The organism is Cystobacter fuscus DSM 2262 (assembly GCF_000335475.2).
In the GTDB taxonomy this organism is placed as follows: Bacteria; Myxococcota; Myxococcia; order Myxococcales; family Myxococcaceae; genus Cystobacter; species Cystobacter fuscus.
On the sequence record NZ_ANAH02000071.1, the window covers coordinates 198,399 to 220,462 of the forward strand.

The 22,064-nt window shown below is 69.2% G+C and carries 21 protein-coding genes; 14 read left to right on the top strand and 7 right to left on the bottom strand.

Going from position 1 to position 22,064, the window contains the following annotated elements; all coding sequences use genetic code 11:
- The first annotated feature begins 21 nt into the window (after positions 1–21).
- From D187_RS46270 to topA, 4 genes are all read left to right on the top strand, one after another.
- Complete coding sequence (locus D187_RS46270; RefSeq protein WP_245591998.1) at positions 22–750, top strand: tetratricopeptide repeat protein; 729 nt, start codon at positions 22–24, stop codon at positions 748–750.
- A gap of 24 nt (positions 751–774) precedes the next feature.
- On the top strand, positions 775–1,989 hold the full coding sequence (locus D187_RS46275) for a LysM peptidoglycan-binding domain-containing protein (protein ID WP_002627125.1): 1,215 nt from the start codon (positions 775–777) through the stop codon (positions 1,987–1,989).
- A gap of 182 nt (positions 1,990–2,171) precedes the next feature.
- Positions 2,172–3,293, top strand: coding sequence for a DNA-processing protein DprA (locus tag D187_RS46280; RefSeq protein ID WP_002627126.1), 1,122 nt, complete (start codon positions 2,172–2,174; stop codon positions 3,291–3,293).
- Between the two features lie 8 nt (positions 3,294–3,301).
- Positions 3,302–5,902, top strand: coding sequence for a type I DNA topoisomerase (topA, locus tag D187_RS46285; RefSeq protein ID WP_002627127.1), 2,601 nt, complete (start codon positions 3,302–3,304; stop codon positions 5,900–5,902).
- 53 nt (positions 5,903–5,955) lie between these two features.
- Here topA and D187_RS46290 read toward each other — a convergent pair whose 3' ends face one another.
- Entirely contained in the window at positions 5,956–6,345 is a 390-nt protein-coding gene (locus D187_RS46290) for a TraR/DksA family transcriptional regulator (protein ID WP_002627128.1), read from the bottom strand.
- Positions 6,346–6,577: 232 nt separating this feature from the next.
- Here D187_RS46290 and trmFO point away from each other — a divergent pair, with 232 nt between their 5' ends.
- The 3 genes from trmFO to D187_RS46305 are packed head-to-tail and all read left to right on the top strand — an operon-like array spanning position 6,578 to position 10,531.
- Positions 6,578–7,975 carry a methylenetetrahydrofolate--tRNA-(uracil(54)-C(5))-methyltransferase (FADH(2)-oxidizing) TrmFO gene (gene trmFO / locus D187_RS46295; protein ID WP_081714115.1) on the top strand — a complete coding sequence of 466 codons (1,398 nt, stop codon included), beginning with the start codon at positions 6,578–6,580 and terminating at the stop codon, positions 7,973–7,975.
- On the top strand, positions 7,972–9,579 hold the full coding sequence (locus D187_RS46300; RefSeq protein WP_043435183.1) for a hypothetical protein: 1,608 nt from the start codon (positions 7,972–7,974) through the stop codon (positions 9,577–9,579). The genes trmFO and D187_RS46300 overlap by 4 nt, the downstream gene beginning before the upstream one ends.
- 43 nt (positions 9,580–9,622) lie before the next feature.
- Positions 9,623–10,531, top strand: a complete 909-nt coding sequence (locus D187_RS46305) for a tyrosine recombinase XerC (protein ID WP_002627132.1) — start codon at positions 9,623–9,625, stop codon at positions 10,529–10,531.
- Between the two features lie 19 nt (positions 10,532–10,550).
- On the opposite strand, the gene D187_RS46310 is transcribed toward D187_RS46305, so the two are convergent.
- Positions 10,551–11,135 carry a TIGR02265 family protein gene (locus D187_RS46310; RefSeq protein WP_043435185.1) on the bottom strand — a complete coding sequence of 195 codons (585 nt, stop codon included), beginning with the start codon at positions 11,133–11,135 and terminating at the stop codon, positions 10,551–10,553.
- A gap of 232 nt (positions 11,136–11,367) precedes the next feature.
- Between D187_RS46310 and D187_RS46315 the strand changes: the two genes are divergently transcribed.
- On the top strand, positions 11,368–12,216 hold the full coding sequence (locus D187_RS46315) for a class I SAM-dependent methyltransferase (RefSeq protein ID WP_155894055.1): 849 nt from the start codon (positions 11,368–11,370) through the stop codon (positions 12,214–12,216).
- A 7-nt stretch (positions 12,217–12,223) separates the two neighbouring features.
- Here the strand turns inward: D187_RS46315 and D187_RS46320 are convergent, their stop codons facing one another.
- On the bottom strand, positions 12,224–12,574 hold the full coding sequence (locus tag D187_RS46320; RefSeq protein ID WP_245591999.1) for a PilZ domain-containing protein: 351 nt from the start codon (positions 12,572–12,574) through the stop codon (positions 12,224–12,226).
- Between the two features lie 180 nt (positions 12,575–12,754).
- Between D187_RS46320 and D187_RS46325 the strand changes: the two genes are divergently transcribed.
- The 6 genes from D187_RS46325 to D187_RS46350 all read left to right on the top strand — a co-directional run bounded on the left by D187_RS46325 (position 12,755) and on the right by D187_RS46350 (position 18,729).
- On the top strand, positions 12,755–13,198 hold the full coding sequence (locus D187_RS46325) for a DoxX family membrane protein (RefSeq protein WP_002627136.1): 444 nt from the start codon (positions 12,755–12,757) through the stop codon (positions 13,196–13,198).
- Positions 13,199–13,261: 63 nt separating this feature from the next.
- On the top strand, positions 13,262–13,789 hold the full coding sequence (gene hslV / locus D187_RS46330; RefSeq protein ID WP_002627137.1) for an ATP-dependent protease subunit HslV: 528 nt from the start codon (positions 13,262–13,264) through the stop codon (positions 13,787–13,789).
- A 14-nt stretch (positions 13,790–13,803) separates the two neighbouring features.
- A complete protein-coding gene (hslU, locus tag D187_RS46335) occupies positions 13,804–15,207 on the top strand; it encodes an ATP-dependent protease ATPase subunit HslU (RefSeq protein WP_002627138.1) in 1,404 nt (467 codons plus the stop codon).
- Positions 15,208–15,232: 25 nt separating this feature from the next.
- Entirely contained in the window at positions 15,233–16,489 is a 1,257-nt protein-coding gene (locus D187_RS46340; RefSeq protein WP_002627139.1) for an aspartate aminotransferase family protein, read from the top strand.
- A gap of 238 nt (positions 16,490–16,727) precedes the next feature.
- On the top strand, positions 16,728–17,330 hold the full coding sequence (locus tag D187_RS51400; protein ID WP_002627140.1) for a hypothetical protein: 603 nt from the start codon (positions 16,728–16,730) through the stop codon (positions 17,328–17,330).
- Positions 17,331–17,448: 118 nt separating this feature from the next.
- Entirely contained in the window at positions 17,449–18,729 is a 1,281-nt protein-coding gene (locus D187_RS46350) for a hemolysin family protein (RefSeq protein WP_002627141.1), read from the top strand.
- A gap of 7 nt (positions 18,730–18,736) precedes the next feature.
- Here the strand turns inward: D187_RS46350 and D187_RS46355 are convergent, their stop codons facing one another.
- The 4 genes from D187_RS46355 to D187_RS46370 form a co-directional block, all read right to left on the bottom strand.
- Positions 18,737–19,681, bottom strand: coding sequence for a hypothetical protein (locus tag D187_RS46355; RefSeq protein ID WP_002627142.1), 945 nt, complete (start codon positions 19,679–19,681; stop codon positions 18,737–18,739).
- 2 nt (positions 19,682–19,683) lie between these two features.
- Positions 19,684–20,784, bottom strand: coding sequence for an SDR family oxidoreductase (locus tag D187_RS46360; RefSeq protein WP_245592009.1), 1,101 nt, complete (start codon positions 20,782–20,784; stop codon positions 19,684–19,686).
- 104 nt (positions 20,785–20,888) lie between these two features.
- Positions 20,889–21,485, bottom strand: a complete 597-nt coding sequence (gene coaE, locus D187_RS46365) for a dephospho-CoA kinase (protein ID WP_002627144.1) — start codon at positions 21,483–21,485, stop codon at positions 20,889–20,891.
- 7 nt (positions 21,486–21,492) lie between these two features.
- On the bottom strand, positions 21,493–21,963 hold the full coding sequence (locus D187_RS46370) for a hypothetical protein (protein WP_002627145.1): 471 nt from the start codon (positions 21,961–21,963) through the stop codon (positions 21,493–21,495).
- Positions 21,964–22,064 lie beyond the last annotated feature (101 nt).

A 22,064-nucleotide genomic window follows, 5' to 3' on the forward strand; every position in this document is an offset into this window, starting at 1 on the left:
GCCTCCCACACGACGGAGGTGGTGTCGTTGAGGGCCGAGGTGCGCTCGCTGCGCGAGGCCCAGTCGCACCTGGAAAAGCGCCTCGAGCGGATGGAGATGCTCGCGAGCGTGAAGCAGGCCCGGTCCTCGCGAGCCGACACGCCCGCCGCCGAGCCCGCCCCGGCCCCCGAGGCTCCGGCCACGGCCACGTCCGCCTTCGTCACGCCCGAGCTGGCGGTGGTGAAGCTCAAGCCCCGTGCCGAGCCCGCGCCCGCGCTGCCCGTGCGCGTGGACGTCGTCGAGCCCTCGGAAGACGACGTGGAGATGTTCGTGAGCGCCTCGCCCGACGAGGGCGCCACCGGTGACGAGGCCTTGTCGCCGAAGACGTCGGACTCCGGACTGGACGCCGCCTTCGAGCAGGCCGTGGCGGCGCTGCGCACCGGCAACGTGGAGGGCGGGGTGAGCACCCTGCTGGGCTTCGCCGAGAAGAACCCCCGTCACGCCCGCGCCGACAACGCGCTCTACTTCAGCGGGCTCGGGCAGATGGGGCTCAAGGACTTCTCCTCCGCGGCCGGCACGTTCGAGCGGCTCATCACCCGCTATCCCGCCGGCGACGCCGTGCTGGACGGCATGCTCCGGCTGGCCGAGTGCCGGCTGCGGCTCGAGCAGAAGGACGATGCCCGGGCCCTCTACACCCGTATCCTCACCCAGTTTCCGGGCACGGCCGCCGCTACCCAGGCGGAACAGCGGCTCGCGTCCCTCTCGCACTAAGCAGTCCGAAAGGAAGTCATCCGAATGCGCTCGCGGATCCTCTCCTCGCTCCTTCTCGCCGCCGTCCTCGCGCCGCCTGTCTGGGCGCAGTCGGACGAATCGGAGCCCGAGACCGGTGACGAGACCGAAGGCAGTGACGTGGTGGACGAGCCCCCCGCCGCGCGGCCGGGTCGCGTCACGCTTCCCCCGGGGCAGGGCGGCCGCGAGTCCGCGCCCGGCGAGGTCCACACCGTGCAGACCGGTGACACGCTGTGGGACCTGTCCCAGCGCTACCTGGGCAGCCCCTGGTACTGGCCCAAGGTCTGGTCCTACAACCCGGAGATCGCCAACCCGCACTGGATCTACCCCGGCAACAACGTGCGCTTCTTCGCCGCGGGCGAGGAAGTGCCCTCGCGCGTGGAGGCGGGCGTGGGCCCCGTGGGCCCCGGGGATTCCGGTGATGACGTCGTGCTCTCGGAGACGACGGGCGGCGACGTGGAGGTGAGCGGGAAGATCTCCTACACGCCCAAGTCCGGGCGCTCGGTGATGACGCAGGCCTTCGTCACCGCGCGCGAGCTGGACGAGGCGGGCCGCATCGAGGGCTCCAGCAGCGGCGCGGAGATGCTCTCCTTCCCGGACACCACCTACGTGCGCTTCAAGCGCAAGACGGACGCGAAGCTCGGCGACCGGTACGTGGTGTTCCACACCGCGGAGCAGATCTTCCACCCGGTGACGAAGAAGCCGGTGGGCTACCTCACCGAGTTCGTGGGCATGCTGCGCGTGACGGCGCTGGGCAAGGACTACGTCAAGGCGCAGGTCATGGAGACGTGGGATCCCGTGGTGCGCGGCGATCTGGTGGGCCCCTACGGCGAGCGCATGGCCGACGCCGTGGTTCCCCGCCGCAACGAGAAGGAGGTCAAGGGCATCATCCTCACCGCGCTCGTGCCCTACCTGAGCCTCAACGCGGAGCATCACATCCTGGTGATCGATCGGGGCAGCGCCGATGGCGTCCAGCCGGGCAACACCTTCACCGTCACCCGCCAGGGAGATCCCGCCCGGCAGGAAGTGCTCAAGCTGGAGCTGTCCTTCGGCAAGAAGACCCCACAGTCGACGCTGCCCACGGAGGACGTCGCCCTGTGCATGGTGACCGAGGTCAAGGAGCGCACCTCCAACTGCCTCATCGTCCGCTCCATCCAGGAAGTGGGCCCGGGCGACCCGGTGGTGATGCGCGTGGACGCGGCCCCCACGGCCCAGCGCTGACGCGCCCGCCTCGCCGCCCGGTCCAGGCGTCCGTGTGGACATCACACCCACGGAATCGCCCCCCGTGGGCCCTACTTCCAGGGACGTCCCGCTTGACCACCGGCGGTCAGGTGTTTATGTGTGCCGACCTCTTTCCGTCGGACCCATCTTCTATATAGGTGGCTCGGGGAAGGGGGTGGGGCATGGTGGACGTCACGGCGAACAGCTACACGGCGGAGCAACGCGCGCTCCTGGCACTCTGGTCGGTTCCGGGTCTGGGTCCGAGGACCCTGGAGCGTCTGCGCTCCTTTGCCAGGGGAGGGCTCGCTTCCCTGGCCGCCTGTCCGGTGAGGGATTGGCTCGCCGAAGCGCCGCTGCCGCCTCCCGTTCGCCGCCGGCTCGCCGAGGTCTCCGCGCTGGAACCGCTCGCCACCCAGTTGCTGGAGCGCTGTGCCCGGGCGGAGATGGGCCTGGCCTTCCAGGGCGAGCCCGCCTACCCGGCGCGCCTGGCCGAAACGGACGATGCCCCTCCGCTTCTGTTCTACCGGGGACAGGTGGGTCCGCCCCGGCGACGCGCCGCGTTGGTGGGCAGCCGTCATCCGGATCAGGGATTTCTTCCCTTTGCCCGGACGTTCGCGCGGCAGGTCGCGGAAGGGGGCGTGGGGGTGGTGTCGGGCGCCGCGGCTGGGGTGGACCGGGCGTGCCACTGGGGCGCGATGGATGCCGGGGGCGAGACGTGGGCCTTCCTCGGCTCGGCGCTGGACGAGCTGGATCCCGCCCAGGCCCGGCTGCTGCCGCACTTCCTGGCCCGAGGTGGGGTGTTCTTCAGCGAACTGCCCCCGGGCGTGCGGGCGAGCACGACGACGTTTCCCCGGCGCAACCGGCTCATTTCTGGCGCGTCGGATGCAGTGGTGGTTCTTCGGGCGGGGGTGGGTTCGGGCAGTCTCTACACGGCGGAGGCGGGCCGGGCGCAGGGCCGGGCGGTGCTCGCCCTGCCCGGAGACGTGCTGAACGAGGGGGCGGCGGGGTGCAATGCGTTGTTGCGTGATGGTCACGCCCGCGCGTGTCTGTCCGTTGAGGATGTCTGGCGGGCCGTGGGGATGCATCCCCTCCGGTACGTGCCGCCAGCGGAGGGTTCTTCATGGGAAGAACTCTCGGTGGAAGCGAGAGGGGCCTATCAGGTGTTGAACCGGGTTCCCAAGTCATTCGATGAGGTGTTGGCCGGCAGCCAGCTCTCCCCCGCGGCGCTCACCAGCGCCCTGGTGGAGTTGGAGCTGTCGGGATTCGTGATCCAGCACCCCGGCAGGTTGTTCGAGAGGGTCTGAGGAAAAGCATGGCGACGCGCACGAAGAAGACGGCGACCGCGGGCGAGCAGGAGGTCGAGGAGACGGCGGCCCCCGAGAAGCCGACCAAGAAGCCAGCGGCGCGCAAGAAGAGCGCCGCCAAGAAGAAGACCGCCGCGAAGAAGGCCTCCGCGAAGAAGGCGGCCGTCAAGCGCGGCAAGAAGGGCGAGCTCGCCACGGTGGAGGCCTCCGCCGAGGACGCCGACGCCGAGGCCGAGGCTCCCCGCCGCGGCAAGGGGCCGCACTACCTCGTGGTCGTCGAGTCGCCCGCCAAGGCGAAGACGATCAAGAAGTACCTGGGCTCGGGCTACACGGTGAAGGCGTCCGTGGGCCACATCCTCGACCTGCCCAAGAGCAAGATGGGCGTGGACCTGGAGCACGACTTCGAGCCCCAGTACGAGGTGATCAAAGGCAAGGAGAAGGTGCTCAACGAGCTGAAGAAGGCCGCCCAGGGCGTGGACAAGGTCTTCCTCGCCACGGACCCGGATCGCGAGGGCGAGGCCATCGCCTGGCACATCAACCAGCAGCTCGGCCACCCGGTCTCCTTCCGGGTGATGTTCAACGAGATCACCAAGCCGGCCATCCAGGAGGCCATCTCCAACCCGCGCCAGCTCAGCCAGGAGAACTACGACTCCCAGCAGACGCGCCGCATCCTGGACCGGCTCGTGGGCTATCAGATCTCGCCCATCCTCTGGAAGAAGGTGCGCCGGGGCCTGTCCGCGGGCCGCGTGCAGTCCGTCGCCGTGCGCCTCATCTGCGAGCGTGAGAGCGAGATCAAGGCCTTCGTGCCCCAGGAGTACTGGACGCTGGACGCGCTCTTGCAAGGCCAGTCCGGGCCGCCGTCCTTCAAGGCGAAGCTGTCGCGCGTGGACGGCAAGAAGGTGGAGCTCAAGGACCAGGCCACCACCCAGGGCCTCGTCGCCGAGGTGAAGAACGCTCCCTTCACCGTGAGCAAGGTGGACAAGCGTGAGCGGCGCCGCAACGCCCCCGCGCCCTTCATCACCTCCAAGCTCCAGCAGGAGGCCGCCAACCGGCTGCACTTCACCGCCAAGAAGACCATGGCGCTCGCCCAGCGGCTGTATGAAGGCGTGCTGCTCGGCGAGGAGGGCCAGACGGCGCTCATCACGTACATGCGTACGGACTCCACCCGTCTGTCCGATCAGGCCGTGGCGGGGGTGCGCGACTTCATCCTCCAGACGTATGGCGCGGACTACCTGCCCGAGGAGCCCGTCGTCTACCGCACCAAGAAGGGCGCCCAGGACGCGCACGAGGCCATCCGTCCCACCTCGCTCGAGTACCCGCCCTCCAAGGTGAAGGCCGCCTTCGACGCGATGAACGACGACATGGCCGCGGACATGTTCCGCCTCTACGAGCTCATCTGGAACCGCTTCGTGGCGTGCCAGACGAAGCCGGCCGTGTATGACCAGACGAGCGCGGACATCACCTCGGGCCGGGCCACGTTCCGCGCCTCGGGCTCCACGCTGAAGTTCCCCGGCTACCTGGCCATCTACGGCGCGAGCCTCACCCCCGAGGAGGAGGCCGCCCAGGAGAAGGCGCGCGCCGCCGGCGACGAGAGCGCCGACGACGCCACGGGCGAGCTGCCCGTGCTCAACGAGGGCGACAGCCTCGTGCTGCAGAAGCTGCTCGACGAGCAGCACTTCACCCAGCCCCCTCCGCGCTTCTCCGAGGCCACGCTCGTCAAGGAACTGGAGGAGCGGGGCATCGGCCGTCCCTCCACCTACGCCGCCATCCTCTCCACCATCCAGGACAAGAAGTACGCGGAGAAGATCGAGGGCCGCTTCCGCCCCACGGACCTGGGCCTCATCTGCAACGACTTGCTCGTCAAGCACTTCCCCCACGAGCTGGACGTGACGTTCACGGCCAGCATGGAGGAGAAGCTGGATCAGATCTCCGAGGGCGAGGCCAACTGGAAGGCCGTGCTCAAGGACTTCTACGCGCCCTTCAAGGAGACGCTCGAGAAGGCCGAGGCGGAGATGCGCGACGTCAAGCGCGAGGAGGTGAAGACCGACGTGGCGTGCGAGAAGTGCGGCAACGTCATGGTGATCAAATGGGGGAAGATGGGCCACTTCCTCGCGTGCTCGAACTATCCCGAGTGCAAGAACACCAAGGACTTCAAGCGCGACGCGGAAGGGAAGATCGTCATCGTGGAGGAGGAGACCACGGACGAGATGTGCGAGAACTGCGGCAAGAACATGGTCGTCAAGCGCGGCCGGTTCGGCAAGTTCCTCGCCTGCTCGGGCTACCCCGAGTGCAAGACGTCCAAGCCCATCTCCATCGGCGTGACGTGCCCGGACTGCAAGCAGGGCTACCTCACCGAGCGCCGCAGCCGTTTCGGGAAGATCTTCTTCGGGTGCAACCGCTACCCCGACTGCAAGTTCGCCGCGTGGGACCGGCCGCTGCCCGAGGCGTGCCCGCAGTGCCAGTCGCCCTACCTGGTGCAGAAGTTCTCCAAGCGTGACGGCCCCTTCGTGGCCTGCCCGAACAAGGAGTGCGACTACCGCCGGCAGATCACCGAGCCCGAGGCCATCCCTCCGGCGGCCAACGGGCCCGACGCGTCCTCGGCGGCCTGAGCCGTCCGTCTCGCGAAACCGGGGCGCTCGGGCAGACCGAGCGCCCTTGCCGCCTAGAGGGTGGGCACCGACTGGGCGTGGCCTCCGCGCGTCTCCAGCTCGTGGCTCGTCGCGTCCTCCTCGCAGCGGATGGCGAAGGGCATCGCCTCCAGCCGCTCGAGGGTGATGTCCGCGCCGCAATCCACGCACTCGCCGAACACGCCCGTGTCCATGCGACGCAGCGCGGCATCGATGAGCATCACCTCGCGCCGCTGCGCCTCCATCAGGCTGGACAGGGTGTAGTCCGCCAGCTCGGCCTGGGCCTGCTCCTCGTACTCGGGATCCCGATCCGAGGCCTTGAGCGCCGCGAGCTCGCGTTGGGCCCCCTCGCTCGTGCTGAGGATGGCGCGGCGGCGGCGCTGGAGGAGATCCCGAATCTTCAAGAGGTCATTGGCTCGCGTCATGGCCTGTCGCTCCATCAAAAGGGTGCACTGCGTTGGGTTCCTGCTTCGCGGTTTCGCGAGTCGAACTCGGCAAAAGTAGGAGTCCCCAAAAGGTAGGGTAACTGCCGTCGGCTGTCCCACCTGGAGCCTCGGCCGGAGAGCAAGCGGGGAAACGGGCACCGGCGGTCAGTTGGCGCGCCGGTCCGAGCGGAAGGGAGGGACAGGGCGGAAGGGGCCTGCTAACAGAGGCCGGATGGCTCGGGGCGGCGAGGGCCGCGCCCGGGAGAGAGGCAGGAAGCGGCACGTGAAGCATCAGCGGGTGACGGTGATTGGCGGGGGCCTCGCGGGCAGCGAGTGCGCCTGGCAACTGGCGAAGCGCGGAGTGCCGGTGACGTTGCGGGAGATGAAGCCGCAGCGGCGCTCGCCCGCGCACAAGACGGACACGTTCGCGGAGCTGGTGTGCTCCAACTCTTTGCGCTCGGACAACCCGGAGAGCGCCATTGGCTTGTTGCACGCGGAGCTGCGCGCGCTGTCCTCGGTGATTCTGGGCTGCGCGGACACGCACCGGGTGCCGGCCGGTGACGCGCTGGCGGTGGACCGGGACGCCTTCTCGGCGGCGGTGACGCGCTCGGTGCACGAGGCGCCCGGCGTGGAGGTGGTGGCGGGCGAGGTGGAGCAGCTGCCCGAGGGCGTGGTGGTGATCGCCACGGGGCCGCTCACCTCGGACGCGCTGACGAAGGAGCTCGAGCGCTACGTGGGGGAGAAGCTCTATTTCTACGACTCCATCGCGCCCATCGTCGCCGGGGACTCCATCGACATGAACATCGCCTTTCGCGCGAGCCGCTATGGCAAGGGCGGAGGGGACGACTACATCAACCTGCCGCTCACCGCCGAGGAGTACGCGCGCTTCATCGCCGAGGTGAAGGCGGGCCAGAAGCTGCAGCCGCACAGCTTCGAGGAACCCCGGTACTTCGAGGGGTGTCTGCCCATCGAGGTGATGGTGGAGCGGGGAGACCAGACGCTCGCCTTCGGGCCGATGAAGCCGGTGGGGCTGGTGGATCCGCGCACGGGCAAGGAGTCCCACGCGGTGGTGCAGCTGCGCATGGAGGACAAGGCGGGCACGTCGTGGAACATGGTGGGCTTCCAGACGCGGCTCACGTGGGGTGAGCAGAAGCGCATCTTCACCTCCTGCATCCCGGGCCTGGCCCAGGCCGAGTTCCTGCGCATGGGGCAGATCCACCGCAACACCTTCATCGACGCGCCGCGGCTGCTCGGGCGGGACTTGTCGCTCAAGGCCGAGTCGCGGCTGTTCTTCGCGGGGCAGATCACGGGGGTGGAGGGGTACGTGGAGTCGGCGGCGTGTGGCTACCTGGCGGCGCTGGCGGTGTACGCGCGGCTCACCGGCGGCGAGTTCGTGCCGCCGCCGGCCACCACGGCGCTCGGCGCGCTCTACCGGCACGTGACGGGCGAGGCGCACCCGGAGGACTACGACTACCAGCCCTCCAACATCATCTTCGGGCTGTTTCCGCCGCTGCAGGGCCGGCACAAGAAGGCGGACAAGCGGGTGAAGTACGCGGAGCGGGCGCGGGCGGACTTGGCCACGTGGCTGCCGAGCGTGCCCCCCGCCGAGGCGCCTGGGAGGACGGTATGAACCGACGAGCGGTGTGCATGGGAGCGCTGGTGGCGCTCGCGCTGGTGGGGTGCAAGCGCGGCGGGGACGACAAGGCGACCGGAGGAGGCGGGGCGGCCCGGGGCGCGGCGGTGGTGGGCGGCGCCGGGGTGCCGCTCGCCGTGGGCCCCGCGGAGGATCTGCGGGTGACGGAGGATGGGCGCTTCGCCTCGTACCTGACGAAGACGCGCAAGCCGACGGTGGAGGGCATTCCGCCGCAGATGCGCCTGGGCGAGCTGTACGTGGTGCCGGTGGAGGGCGGCGTGCCGCGCCGGCTGGGGGATGGGGTGACGAACGTGCCTGGCGGGCAGTTGTTCACCCCGGACTCCAAGCACGTGCTGTTCCTCACCGGGTACAACCTGGCCAACCAGTCCGGGGGGCTGCACGTGCTGGATCTGAACGAGCCCACGGCCGAGCCGAAGAAACTGGGCGAGGGGGTGACGTACTTCGTGCCGAGCCCCGACGGGACGAAGCTGGCCTTCGTGGAGGGGGGCGTGCTGAAGCTGGGCGCGCTGCCCGCGGGGCCCTTCCGCCCGGTGGGGGGCGAGGTGTCCACGGCGGGCTTCTCCCCGGATGGGGCGACGCTCCTCTTCAAGCGCAAGCTGACGGCGGGCGGGGGCCTGGTGGCGGTGGCGGTGGACTCGCCCGCGGACAAGCCGGCCGAGCCGCGCAAGCTGGCGGACCAGGTGGGCGACTTCGTGTCGTCGCCGGACTCGAAGTACGTGGCCTACCAGGTACGCAGCAGCGGCAACTCGACGTACGACTTGTACGTGGCGTCGCCGCCGGAGTGGACGGGCCTCAAGGTGGCCTCGGGCACGACGTCGTTCGCCTTCTCGCCGGACTCGAAGTGGCTGGCGCGCAACGACGGGGGCAAGCCCGAGGTGATGGGCGACCTGTACGTGGGCCCGGCGTCCGGGGAGCCCGGGCGCAAGGTGGGCGAGCGCGTGAAGGACGTGGCCTTCAGCCCGGACTCGCGCGCGCTGGGCTTCCTGGCGAAGTACGATCAGCCGGCGGGGGCGGGGCTGATGGGCGTGGTGACGCTGCCCGACGGCGAGCCGAAGCTCGTGGGCGGCCGCGTGCCCAACTTCACCTGGGGCACGGACGGCCAGTACGTGGCCTACCTCTCGCGCTTCCTCAAGCCCGTGTACTCGGTGGACCTGATGGTCTACCCGGTGGGTGCGGAGAAGGCGATCAAGGCCCAGGCGGGGGTGTTCGGCTATGGCTTCGCCCCGGGCAACTCGGCGCTCGTCTTCCGCTCGGGCTGCACCCGCGAGGGCCGGGCGTGTGACTTCCAGGCGCTGCCGCTGCCCCTCTCCGCCGAGGCGGCTCCCCAGCCGGCCACGTGGCTGCAGGGCATCTACAGCTACAAGCTGTCCGCGGATGGGGAGCGCGTGCTGGCGACGTCGGCGCGCATGGACTCGGACGCGTTCGACGTGGCCGTCTATGACGTGAAGACGAAGGCGCGCAAGACGCTGGACCAGGGGGCCCAGTTGCCGGCGTATTTCGCTGGCCCCGGGGACTCGCTGGCGGTGTACGTGCTCAAGGGCGCCAACGCGGGCGTGTACGCGGCGCCGGCGCGGCCGTGAGAAGCTTGCGGGAGGCCCGGCCGCGTCTAGGCTGGGGCCTCCCATGAGCACCGAGCCGCTGTCACCCCTGCTGGAGAAGTTCCGCGTCCACCTCGTCGACGAGAAGGGCGCCAGTGTGCACACGGTGCGCAACTACTTCATCGACCTGGTGGACTTCGAGCGCTACCTCGTCGAGCGCGCGAAGCTCTCGCTCCTGTCCGCCTCGCACGCCGCCATCCGCGGCTACCTGGGCACGCTGGCGGTGGAGCACGCGCCCGCCAGCCGCGCGCGCCGGCTCGCGAGCATCAAGAGCTTCTACAAGTTCCTGGTGCGCCAGAAGCTCCTGCCGGGCAGCCCCGCCAAGCTGGTGAAGAGCCCCAAGCTGCCCAAGAAGCTGCCCAAGGTGCTGCCGGTGGAGGAGCTGTTCGCCATCCTCGACATGCCTCCCCAGGACACGGTGCTGGGGCTGCGCGACCGGGCCATCCTCGAAATCCTCTACGGCGGCGGCCTGCGCATCAGCGAGCTGTGCGGGCTGAACCTGCTGGACGTGGAGCGGCGCGAGCGCATCATCCGGGTGATGGGCAAGGGCAGCAAGGAGCGCCTGTGCCCGGTGAACGCGCAGTCCATTCGCGCGCTGGAGGCCTACTTGGAGCGCCGGGGCGAGTTGCTCGCGGTGCCGCACGCGGGGCAGGACGCGGAGGCGGTGTTCCTCAACTACCGCGGCGGCCGGCTCACGCCCCGCAGCATCGCGCGGCACCTGGACGCCTACGTGCTGCAATGCGCGCTGCAGCGCAAGGTGAGCCCCCACGCGCTGCGCCACTCGTTCGCCACGCACCTGCTCGGCGGCGGGGCGGACATCCGCAGCATCCAGGAGCTGCTCGGCCACGCGAGCCTGTCCACCACCCAGCGCTACACGCACGTGAGCTGGGAGCAGCTCCAGGCCGTCTACGACGCCGCGCACCCCCGGGCGTGAGCGCGCGGCGCCGGGGCACTCACCACTCGATGTAGTACTCCGCTTCGTCCATCCCCATCCGGCGCACCTCCACCCGGCCCGTGCAGCCCACGCCCTGGAGCGCCGCCTCCAGCAGGCCCTGGTGGAACTCCACCGGCTGCATGTCGCCCTTGAAGTGCAGGCTCACGCGCCGCTCGCCCACCACGCTGAACTTGCGCTGCCCATAGCTCACGGCCGTGGAGTAGGCCGTGGGCGCGCTGGAGAACAGCCGCTTGGGGTCTCCCTGCCCGATGATGGTGGTCAACGTCCGGCCCACCCCGGACTGGAAGAACCCACCGACGGCCGCGGCGCCACACGCCCGGATGGCCGCTTGCGCGGAGCCGTACTGCGGGGCGAGCAGCTCACCCGCTTCGAAGAGCACCTGGAGGAAGTCGCGCGCGGGGTATGAGAAGAAATCCACCAGGGGTTTCTTGGCAATCTTGGCTCTCAACTCCGCCGCCGCGGCGGCCCCACGATGCTGCTCCACCAACTTGAAGACCGCGTTGAAGATGAGTCCTCGCACGGTGGCGGTCTCCGGCGCGAGTCCCATCCGCTGTGTGCACTCCTGGCTATTGAGCGATGGCATGGTTCAGGAATTCTGACACAATTAGCGCTCGGAATCTCCCCCCTGGGCACCGTGCCTCTCCACGGTAGATAGATAAGCCTTGAACCCTCTCCATCTCCTGGCTTCTGAGTCGTCTTCAGCGTTCGCAACGACACTCGCAGTCTTGGGTGCCTGGCTGAAGGAATTGGAAAATTCCGAGCGTGTCACAAAGACTCCCACTCAATTGGATTCATCTCGTCTGAGTGAACTCTTGATGGATGTCTGGAGAGCAGGAGGTGCGTCAAGGGCACCGGGCCTGGCGCGTGGCTCTCCGGACCAGAGCCGCTTCCGCGCCGAGCTCGGGCCCTACTTCTGGAAGAGCGCGGTGCTGCGGCGCTGCTGGGAGAAGCCCCGCGGCTACGCGGGAGACTTCCTGATGATGGAGGCGCTCTACCGGCGCAAGCCCGAGGGCCAGACGCCCATGGAGCTGTGGATGGACTCCTGGGCCCTGGAGCTGCCGGGCTTCCAGGCGGTGCGCAACCGACGGGATCTGCTGGCCCAGATGCTTCGCGCGGAGCATGCCCGGGGCGCACGCAAAGTGATGAACGTGGCGTCTGGTTCGGCGCCCGAGCTCGTCGCGGTGGCGCGCGACGTCTCCTTCGAGTCCGTGACGCTGTTGGATCAAGACCAGGGCGCGCTGGACTCGGCGCTCGGCCACTTCACGCGGGTGGGGGCGATGCCGGCCACGCGCCATCAGGCGCTGCGGCTGTGGTGCGGCTCGGTGCTGGAGCTCTTGCGCAACCGCAGCGACCTGCCCTCGGCCTCCCAGGACTTCATCTACTCCATCGGGCTCTTCGACTACCTGACGGAGCGCTTCGCCCGGCGGCTCACCACGAAGCTCTGGGATGGGCTGGCTCCGGGCGGTCTGCTGGTGCTGGGCAACTTCAACGCGAAGAACCCCATGCACCTGTTCACCGAGACCGCGCTGGACTGGTACCTCATCTACCGGGATCCGGAGGATCTGCTCAAGCTCGTGGAGGGCTTGCCCGGGCTGGAGCGCGCGGAGGTGCGGACCGAGGACACCGGCTGCCTTCACCTCCTGGTGGCGCGCAAGGCGAAGTAGCTCCGCCTCAGAACAGCTGCTCGGGATCTTCCTGGACGCCCGAGTCCTGGCTGGCGAGCTTGAGGATGGGGGCCTCGTCGGGCAGTTGGGACTCGAAGTGGGTCGCCACGGCGAACCACTCGCCCACCCGGCGCGTGCGCACCACCTTGATGGAGAAGGTCGAGCCCGGGAGCACGGGCAGGTGCACGGTGTAGTGATCCCCCACGCGCATCGCCACGGGGGTCACGAGCAGACACCCCGAGCGGGAGATGTTGAAGATCTCTCCGGCGAGCTCGACTTCTCCGCGCAGGATCTTGATGCGCATGCGAACGCGGTGGCGGGTATGGCGACGCCGATCAGAACTGCTCAGGTTGCTCACGGTGGATCTCCTGGCTCAGGGGCAGGAATGAGTGTGCCTTTCGGCCCCCCCCGGGCTTCATCATACCGGAGTCCACGCGCGGCCACCGAGCGCGTTCATCATGTGTTGGGTTGAAAGTCGCGTTCTTCGTGCGATGAGGGGCGAACGTTCCACCACGCTCTGCTCTCAAGGATTCGACCCATGCCCCCCGAGCCTTCCACGCCCTTCTTCCGCACGCTGTCCTGCGAGGGCGCCGCCTACTTCCTGCTGCGGCTCGCCCTGGGCCTCAACATCTTCCTGCACGGCGCGGTGCGTCTGCCCGCCCTGGGCGCCTTCGCCGACACGCTCGTGCAGGGCTTCGCCCAGACGCCCCTGCCGTCGCCGCTCGTGCGCGCCTTCGCGCTGCTGCTTCCCTTCCTCGAGGCCGTGCTCGGACTGCTGCTCACGCTGGGGCTGCTGACACGTGCCGCGCTCTTCGGCGGAGGGCTGCTCATGGTGGTGCTCATCTTCGGCACCGCGCTGCGCGGCCAGTGGGAGACGCTCGGGTTGCAGATGGGCTACGTGTTCCTCTACGCCGTGCTCCTGGTGACGGTGCGCTTCAATGCGCTCGCCCTCGACGGCGGGTGGAACGTCCACAAGCGGTGAGGGGGCGGACAGGCCCGTCGGGAGTCGTGGAAACGCCCGCGTCGCCTTGTTAAATGCCCCGGCATGTTCCATGGCACCACCATCCTCTGTGTTCGCCGAGAGGCGAAGGTCGTCATCGCCGGTGACGGTCAGATCAGTCTCGACAAGACGATCATGAAGAACACCGCGAAGAAGGTCCGCCGCATCGGTGACGGCTCCGTGCTCGCCGGCTTCGCGGGCAGCACCGCCGACGCCTTCACCCTCTTCGATCGCTTCGAGGCGCGGCTCAAGGAGCACCAGAAGAACCTCACCCGCGCCTGCGTGGAGCTGGGAAAGGATTGGAGAACCGACCGCTTCCTCCGCCGCCTGGAGGCCCTGCTCATCGTGGCCGACCGCGAGAAGACGTTCATCCTCTCCGGCTCGGGCGACGTCATCGAGCCGGACTTCGGCATCGCCGCGGTGGGCAGCGGGGGCACCTACGCGCTCGCCGCCGCCCGGGCCCTCATGACGCACACCCAATTGCCCGCGCGCGAGGTGGCCACCCACGCCATGCAGATCGCCGCCGACATCTGCGTCTACACCAACTCCAACGTCACCTACGAAGAGCTCTGAAGGGAGCCGCCACCGTGAGCAACACACGCAAGAGCCCCACCTTCACGCCCCGCGAGGTGGTGGGCGAGTTGGATCGCTACATCGTCGGGCAGAACGCCGCCAAGCGCGCCGTGGCCATCGCGCTGCGCAACCGCTGGCGCCGCCAGCAGGTCTCCGAGGACCTGCGCGATGAGATCCACCCGAAGAACATCATCATGATCGGCCCCACCGGCGTGGGGAAGACGGAGATCGCCCGGCGGCTGGCGAAGCTCGCCCAGGCCCCCTTCGTCAAGGTGGAGGCCTCCAAGTTCACCGAGGTGGGCTACGTGGGCCGCGACGTGGAGTCCATGGTGCGCGACCTCGTCGAGTCCGCCATCGCGCTCGTGCGCGACGAGGAGATGGAGCGGGTGCGCGCGCGCGCCACCGAGAACGCCGAGGACCGGCTCGCCCAGCTGCTCTCCGGCCAGGCCCCCGCCGCCCGTCCCACCGGCGGCATGGGCTTCATGGCGCCCCCGCCCCCGCCTCCCGCCGTGCCCCGGCTCAGCGACACCGAGCGCGACAAGCTCCGGGCCCAGCTGCGCGCCGGCACGCTCGATGACCAGGAGGTGGAGCTGGAGACGAGCGAGGGCGGCTCGCCCACCTTCCTGCGCAACTTCTCCGGCCAGGGCATGGAGGAGATCGGCGTCAACCTGCAGGATCTGTTCAAGAACATGCCCGGCATGAGCCGCTCGCGGCGGCGCAAGGTGCGCGCCCCCGAGGCGCTCAAGCTCCTGGAGCAGGAGGAGGCCGCGCGGCTGGTGGACACCGAGCGCGTCAACCGCGAGGCCCTGGTGCGCGCCGAGCACAGCGGCATCATCTTCATCGACGAGATCGACAAGATCGCCAGCCGCGAGGGGGGCGGCAAGGGCGCGGGCCCGGACGTGTCGCGCGAGGGCGTGCAGCGCGACATCCTCCCCATCGTCGAGGGCTCCACCGTCAACACCAAGTACGGCCAGGTGAAGACGGACCACATGCTCTTCATCGCCGCGGGCGCCTTCCACGTCTCCAAGCCGAGCGATCTCATCCCCGAGCTCCAGGGCCGCTTCCCCATCCGCGTGGAGCTCGAGCCGCTCAGCGGCGAGGATCTGGTCCGCATTCTGCGAGAGCCTCGCAATTCCCTCCTGCGCCAGTACACGGCGCTGCTCGACACGGAGGGCGTGCACCTGGATTTCTCCGACGAAGCCGTGTTGGAGATCGCCCGGATCGCACAGGGAGTCAACGAGCGGACGGAAAACATCGGGGCCCGGCGCCTGCATACGGTGCTCGAACGTCTGCTCGACGATGTATCATTCAACGCCAGTGAGCAGGGGCCCCGGACCCTGTTCATCGATGCATCCTATGTTCGCGAGCGGCTCGCGTCCGTGGTCCAGGACGAGGATCTCTCGCGTTACATCCTCTAGCAGACCCCAGGTCAGGAGAGTGCCCGTGTCGTCCACGCCTTCGCTGAACTCCACCCAGACCGAGACCACCCCTCGGGCGCCTTCCCCTTCGGCCAAGAACGAACAGTGGATCGAGAAAGCCAAGGCCCACCTGCTGCAGAACTACAAGCAGCAGCCGATCGTCCTGGAGCGCGGGTTGGGCTCGCGCGTGTGGGACGCGGACGGGCGCGAATATCTGGATCTGCTCGGGGGCATCGCCACGTGTGGACTCGGCCACTGCCACCCCGAGGTGGTCGCCGCGGTGCGCGGTCAGCTCGACAAGCTGTGGCACGTGTCCAACGTCTTCTACTCGGAGCCGCAGATCGAGCTGGCCGCCCGGCTCACCGCCGCCTCGGGTCTGGCTCGCGCCTTCTTCTGTAACTCGGGGGCCGAGGCCAACGAGGCGCTCATCAAGCTGGCGCGCAAGGTCCAGAAGGACCGCGGCCAGACCGAGCGCTACGAGGTCATCACGTTCGAGAACTCCTTCCACGGGCGCACGCTCGCCACGGTCACCGCCACGGGCCAGACGAAGTACCAGAAGGGCTTCGAGCCGCTGCCGCAGGGCTTCACGCACGTGCCCTATGGGGACCTCGAAGCGGTGCGCAAGGCGGTGGGTCCGCGTACCGCCGCCATCCTCGTGGAGCCCATCCAGGGCGAGGGTGGGGTGCGCGCGGCGCCTCCGGGCTTCCTCAAGGCCCTGCGCGCCCTGTGCGACGAGCACGGCCTGCTGCTGATGATCGATGAGATCCAGACCGGCATGGGCCGCACCGGCAAGGTCTTCGCCTTCCAGCACGAGGACGTCCTCCCGGACGCCATCAGCCTGGCGAAGTCGCTCGGCAACGGCCTGCCCATCGGCGCCATGCTGTGCTCCGAGGAGGCTGGCAAGAGCCTCACGGCGGGCACCCACGGCTCCACGTTCGGTGGCAACCTCATCGCCGCCGTCGCCGCCAACGTCGTGGCGCGCAAGGTGACCGAGCCCCAGATGCTGCGCGACGTGACGCAGAAGGGCGAGTACTTCCTCGGCCGCCTGCGCGAGCTGCAGCGCCGCCTGCCCACCATCATCAAGGAGGCGCGCGGTCTGGGTCTGCTCATCGGCGTGGAGCTCTTCCAGGACAGCGCCCCCATCATCGCCCGGTGCCGGGAGCTCGGCCTGCTCCTCAACGCCGCGGGCGAGAAGACGCTGCGCTTCGCCCCCGCCTTCACCGTGTCCCACGACGACCTCGACCACGGCGTGCGCATCCTCGAGCGGGCTCTCAAGCCCTGAGCCGCTCGCGGCCTGGCGCGGGGCGCGCTTCCCTCGACGACGCGCGCCTGTCCGTCGTCACTTCCACCGGGGAAAATTGATTTTCCCCCGAGTGAAACAATCCGTTGTCCGTGTTGACGCCCTTCCCGGGGAATCGTAGGATTCCAAGACCTCAGAAATTGAGAGGGAAGGGGAGTGGCCGGTGAAGAGAGATGCTCCGCGATCCGCGGCTCTGGGACTGGCGGCGACTCCAACCGCGATGGCGGCCCGTGCGGTCTCTCCCTTCCATCGCACCCCGCCCGAGGTGGTCCTGCCCGAGCTCGAGGTGAGCGTCGTCCTGCTGGAGGAGGAGGAGACGCCGTCCTATGGCACGGCCTCCCTGCCTTCCATCACCGCGGATGTGCTCGCCTTCCTCTCCGAGGGCGACATGGCCCAGGAGGAAGAGGCCCCGCCCGAGCCTCCCGCGCGCAAGGGCCCGGGGGTGAACACGCTGCTGGTGGGCGTGGACGAGTTGCTGTCGCTCGGGGATGTGTCCAGCGCGCTGGAACTGCTGGAGAAGGCCGAGCAGCTCGATCCGCTGGAGTCCCGGTTGGAGGGGGCGCGTGCGCGGTGCGAGCAGGCGCAGCGCGCCGCGCTGGAGCAGCGGCTGGGGAGCGTGAAGCAGGTGCCCCGGCTGAAGCTGCGCATGGCGGAGTTGATGAAGCTCAGCCTGGATGCGCGCATGGGCTTCCTGCTGTCGCGCATCGACGGACACCTGAACTATGAGGCGCTCTTCTCCGTGTCTGGCATGTCCCGAATGGAGACGATGCGCGTGCTGGTCCAGTTGTTGGATCAGGACATCATCACCCTCGCGCCCCGCTGACGCCGTGTGGAGGGGACGTCAATTCCCCAAGTTCGTCCACACCGCGCCCTCATCTCCGGCACACTGAGGCTTCCCCCAAGGACGGGAAGCCATCGTTACCGAACTCGCCATCATCCTGTTGCTCGTGCTCGCCAACGGCATCTTCGCGGGCGCGGAGCTCGCGCTCATCTCCATCCGCAAGACGCGGCTCCAGGAACTCCTCGAGCAGCGCAGCTCCGGCGCGCGTGCCGTCAAGGCGCTCCGGGACAATCCCGAGCGGTTGCTGGCCACGGTGCAGATTGGCATCACCGTGGTGGGCTCCACGGCGGCGGCTTTTGGTGGCGCGTCCATCGCCCAGCGCTTGAGTGGCCCCCTGGAAGGGCTCGGGCTGTCGGCGCACCAGGCCGAGAACCTGGCCTTCGCCCTGGTGGTGGGACTGGTGTCCTACCTCTCGCTGGTGCTGGGCGAGCTGGTGCCCAAGTCGCTCGCCCTGCGCTATTCCGAGCGCTACGCGCTCCTCATCGGCGCGCCCCTGCATGGACTGTCGCGGTTGATGAAGCCCATCGTGTGGCTGCTCACCTTCAGCTCCAACCTGGTGCTGCGCCTCTTCGGTGACAGCACTTCCTTCACCGAGTCGCGCCTGTCGTCCGATGAGCTCCAGCAGCTCGTGGAGGAGGCGGCGCGCAGCGGCAGCGTGCACCCGCGCACCGGGGAGATCGCCTCGCGGGCCTTCGATCTGGCGGAGCTCACCGTGACGGACGTCATGGTGCCGCGCACGAAGGTGGTGGCGATCCGCCGACATGCCACGCCCGACGAGGTCCGGCAGGTGCTCCTGGAGCAGAGCCACAGCCGGATGCCCGTGTACGAGGGGGATCTGGATCACATCTCCGGGTACGTGGTGGCCAAGGATCTGCTGTCCTTCGCGCTCGAGCAGCAGCTCATCCTCCTGGAGGACGTGCTGCGTCCGGCCTATTTCATCCCGGACTCGATGCGCGCCCTGGACGCGCTCCATCAGATGCAGGCGCGAAGGATCCAGCTCGCCCTCGTGGTGGATGAGCAGGGCGGGCTGCTCGGGCTCGTCACCATGAAGGATCTGGTGGAGGAACTGGTGGGCAGCATCTCCAGTGAGCGCGAGGTCCCGCCCGAGCACATCCGGCGCGAGCCGGACGGGACGGTGCTCGTGGACGCCACCCTCCCCATCCGGGAGGTGAACCGGGCGGTGGAGAGGCTGGAGCTGCCCGAGGACGGCAACTGGAGCACCCTGGGCGGGCTGTGTCTGTCGCTGGCCGGCGCCATCCCTCCCGCGGGGGCGCGCTTCACCCTGGGCGATGGCACCGTGCTCGAGGTGGCGGAGGCCTCGGCGCGCCGGGTGAAGCAGGTGCGCATCCACCCCCCGCCTCCCCGGAACGGGGACACCTGAGCCGCGCTCAGCGGTACTCGTACACCCGGAAGGCGTAGGTGCTCGCGGTCTCGTTGGCCGAGTAGAGATCGATGAACACCGTGGTGCTCGAGGCCGCCTGGAACTCCACGAAGGATTTCTGCTGGGTGAGGAAGGGGCTCTTCACGTTCTCGCGGATGAAGGCGGCCACCGTGGGCACGGTCCGGGTGGTGTCGAACTCGATGCGGTAGATGGCGTTGAGCACGACGGGGAAGGAGAACCAGTCCTCGTCCTGCCCGTACTCGAAGCGGCCGGAGACGAGGGTGCCGGAGGTGCCGCCCTGGGCGGGCACGAGCGCCGTGGCCTCCTCCGGGATGTCGCCGAAGTCATCCTGCACGGGGGTGGCGAGCTGGAGGGTGTAGGTGCCGATGGCGGGCGAGGGATCTCTCGGCGAGTGGCTCACGCGCACGGTGTAGGGCGCGCTGACGCGGGCCTTGAAGCCCACCTGCACGCCGGGGCTGCCATCCTGCGCCCTTATCCACCTGCCCTCGGGATCGAACACGTCCACGCGGGGCAGCAGCGCGCCCGGTCCCGGCGTCGCGGTGAGCACGTAGGCGTTGCGCGCGGTGGCGTCGATGCGGAAGAAGTCATAGTCGCCCACCGGCTCGATGCCCTGGGTGCGCGAGCGCGTGGCGTCGAGCGGCGCGGCCCGGGCGATACAGTCATCCGGCTCGGCGCTGTCCCCGGGGTGCTCGGGGCAGTTGGCGCTGGTGACGGGCTCGCAGCTCCCATTGGGCCTGGGCAGCGTGCCCTCGCGGCACAGGCAGATGGCCTGGCCGTTGTCGTTGGCGCAGGTGTTCTTGTCCGCCTGGGTGCAGGGGTTGGGATCGCAGGGATTCTTGGTGGGGGGCGTGCCCGGCTGCGACATGTCCAGACAGGCCGGGGCGAAGAGGAGGGAGGAGAGGAGGACGAGGCGGGAAGTGAGGGGGTTCATGGTCAGCGGCTCCCGGAGCGGTCGGCGTCCGGTGCGTCGCGCGAGCCGGGGGGCCGGTGATCGAGGGGATCCTCCACCTCGGAGGACGCCTCGCGGCGCTGGCGGTACTGCTCGCGCACGTAGGCGACGAGCTGGTCGAGGTAGGAGGAGAGGGGAGGGCAGCGGATGCCGGTGCCGTCCAGCAGCTCCAGGGTGTTGTGGGAGTTGTAGATGGCCAGGTGGTTGACGTAGCCGAGCGCGGTGCGCTGGGGGCGGGCGAGCTTCTCCAGCACGGGCAGGCGCAGCACCACGTCCGCGGCCCGGGCCGAGAGGTTGAAGCGCGGCAGCTTCTTGTTGGACTGCTCGGCGATGCGCTCGTAGACGCGGCGGGCGCTCATGGGGTTGGGGTCCACGAGGTGGAAGGTGCGGCCCACGGCGCGCGCGTCATGCGCCAGCGCCCACACGGCCCTCACCACGTAGTCCACCGGCACCACGTTGAGCGGGGCCACGCCGTTGCCCGGCAGGGGCATGGGGGCCACCAGCGGGCTCGTCACCAGGAGGATGCCCAGGTAGTAGGGCCCCTCGAAGCGATCGATCTCCCCGGTGCGCGAGTCGCCCACCACGGTGCTCGGGCGGAAGATGGTGATGGGCAGGCTGGAGGCGGCGCGCTGCAGGCGCTGCTCGGCGTGGAACTTGGTCTCCTCGTAGACGTTGCGGAAGGTCTGCCCGCAGTCCAGCTCGTCCTCGGCGATGACGCCCACCCGGTCCCCGGAGACATGGCAGGTGGAGAAGTGGTTGAAGCGCTCGAGGTGCTCGCAGTCGCGCGCCAGCTCCAGCATGTTGCGCGTGCCATCCACGTTGACGCGCCAGGCGGTCTCCTTGGGCACGCCCATGTAGAAGACGGCGGCCAGGTGGAAGATGTGCGTCACCCGGGAGCACAGCCGCTGGTACTCCTGGCCGGACAGGCCCAGGTGCATGTCCACGATGTCGCCGGTGAGCAGCTCCAGCGTGGCGCCCTTGCCGCGCAGGCCGGCGGCCAGCTGCTGGGCTTCCTTGAAGTGCTTGGGCTGCACCAGGGCGTAGACGTGGGCCTGGGGCTCCTCGCGGACGATGTGCTCGACCAGCCGTTAGCCGATGAAGCCGGGGTAGCCGGTGACGAAGTACGTCGGGGCCTTGCCGCTGGCTACCTTGCGCGTGTCGCTCATGGGCGGCGGAGCATACTCGGCCCTCAGCCGCGCGCGAGCAACGCGCGCCAGACCTCCTCGACCTGGACCCGGGTGGCTTCCAGGGTGCCCGAATTATCCACCACCCATGTGGCGTGCTCCCGCTTGCCGTCCAAGGGGAGCTGGGCGGCCAGCCGGGCCTCGGCCGCGGCCTCGTCCAGGCCATCGCGCCGCATCAGCCGGGCCCGTTGCAGCTCGCGCGGCACCCACACCAGCACCACGCCCTCCATCGCCCCGTGCAGCCGGTTCTCGATGAGCAGGGGGGCGTCGTAGAGCACGCGCTCCACGCCCGCCTCGGCGAGCGCCTGGGTGCGCTCGAGGAAGCGCTGGCCGATGAGCGGGTGGAGCAGGGCGTTGAGGGCGGCGCGCTCGGTGGCGTCCCCGAAGACCCGCGCGCCCAGCGCCGCCCGGTCCAGGCGCCCATCCGGCCCCACCACGCCGGGGAAGCGCTCGGCCACGGCCGCCAGTCCGGGGGTGCCCGGCTCCACCACCTCCCGGGCGATGAGGTCCGCGTCGAGCACCTCCGCGCCCAGCTCGCGGAACATCCGGCTCACCGTGCTCTTGCCGGAGGCGATCCCACCCGTCAGTCCATAGAGCTTCACCGGCGGCCTACTTCGCGGCCTGCGCGGAGGTGAAGGTGAGCGACTGCACCGTCTTGCCGTCCTCGTTGAGGAACACGGCCAGCCCCTGGCGGGCGTAGAAGAGGTAGGTGCGGAAGTCGTCCGTCAGCTTCTTCTGGTAGCACGGGGTGGAGGGCTGCTTGCCGGAGGACGGGCAGGCGGGCCCGTAGGTGCTCTCGATGGACTCCTTCTCGATCACCGGGCCCGGGAAGACCGAGATGCGCTCGACGTGCTGCGTGCCCACGTCCACGGTGAACTGCACCTGGCGCGTGCCCTTGATGGCCTTCTCGTCGAAGTAGGCGACCACCTCCTTGCCCTCGGTGGTGACCACGCGCGAGGGCTCTCCGAACTTCTGGATGAGGCTGTCGCGCTTGGTCTGTCCGGGCTCGATGCCCTGCCACGGTTTGGCCACCGCGGACGCGGCGGCGAGGAGCACGGCGACGCAGAAGAGGGTCTTCATCCTTCCTGGTGTACCGGATCTCCCCTCGCCCCCTCAAGCGCTCCGGGTGTTGCCAAGCCCTCTGTCGGCGGGGGGTGTTCCCCACCCGCGCCTTGCCCCCC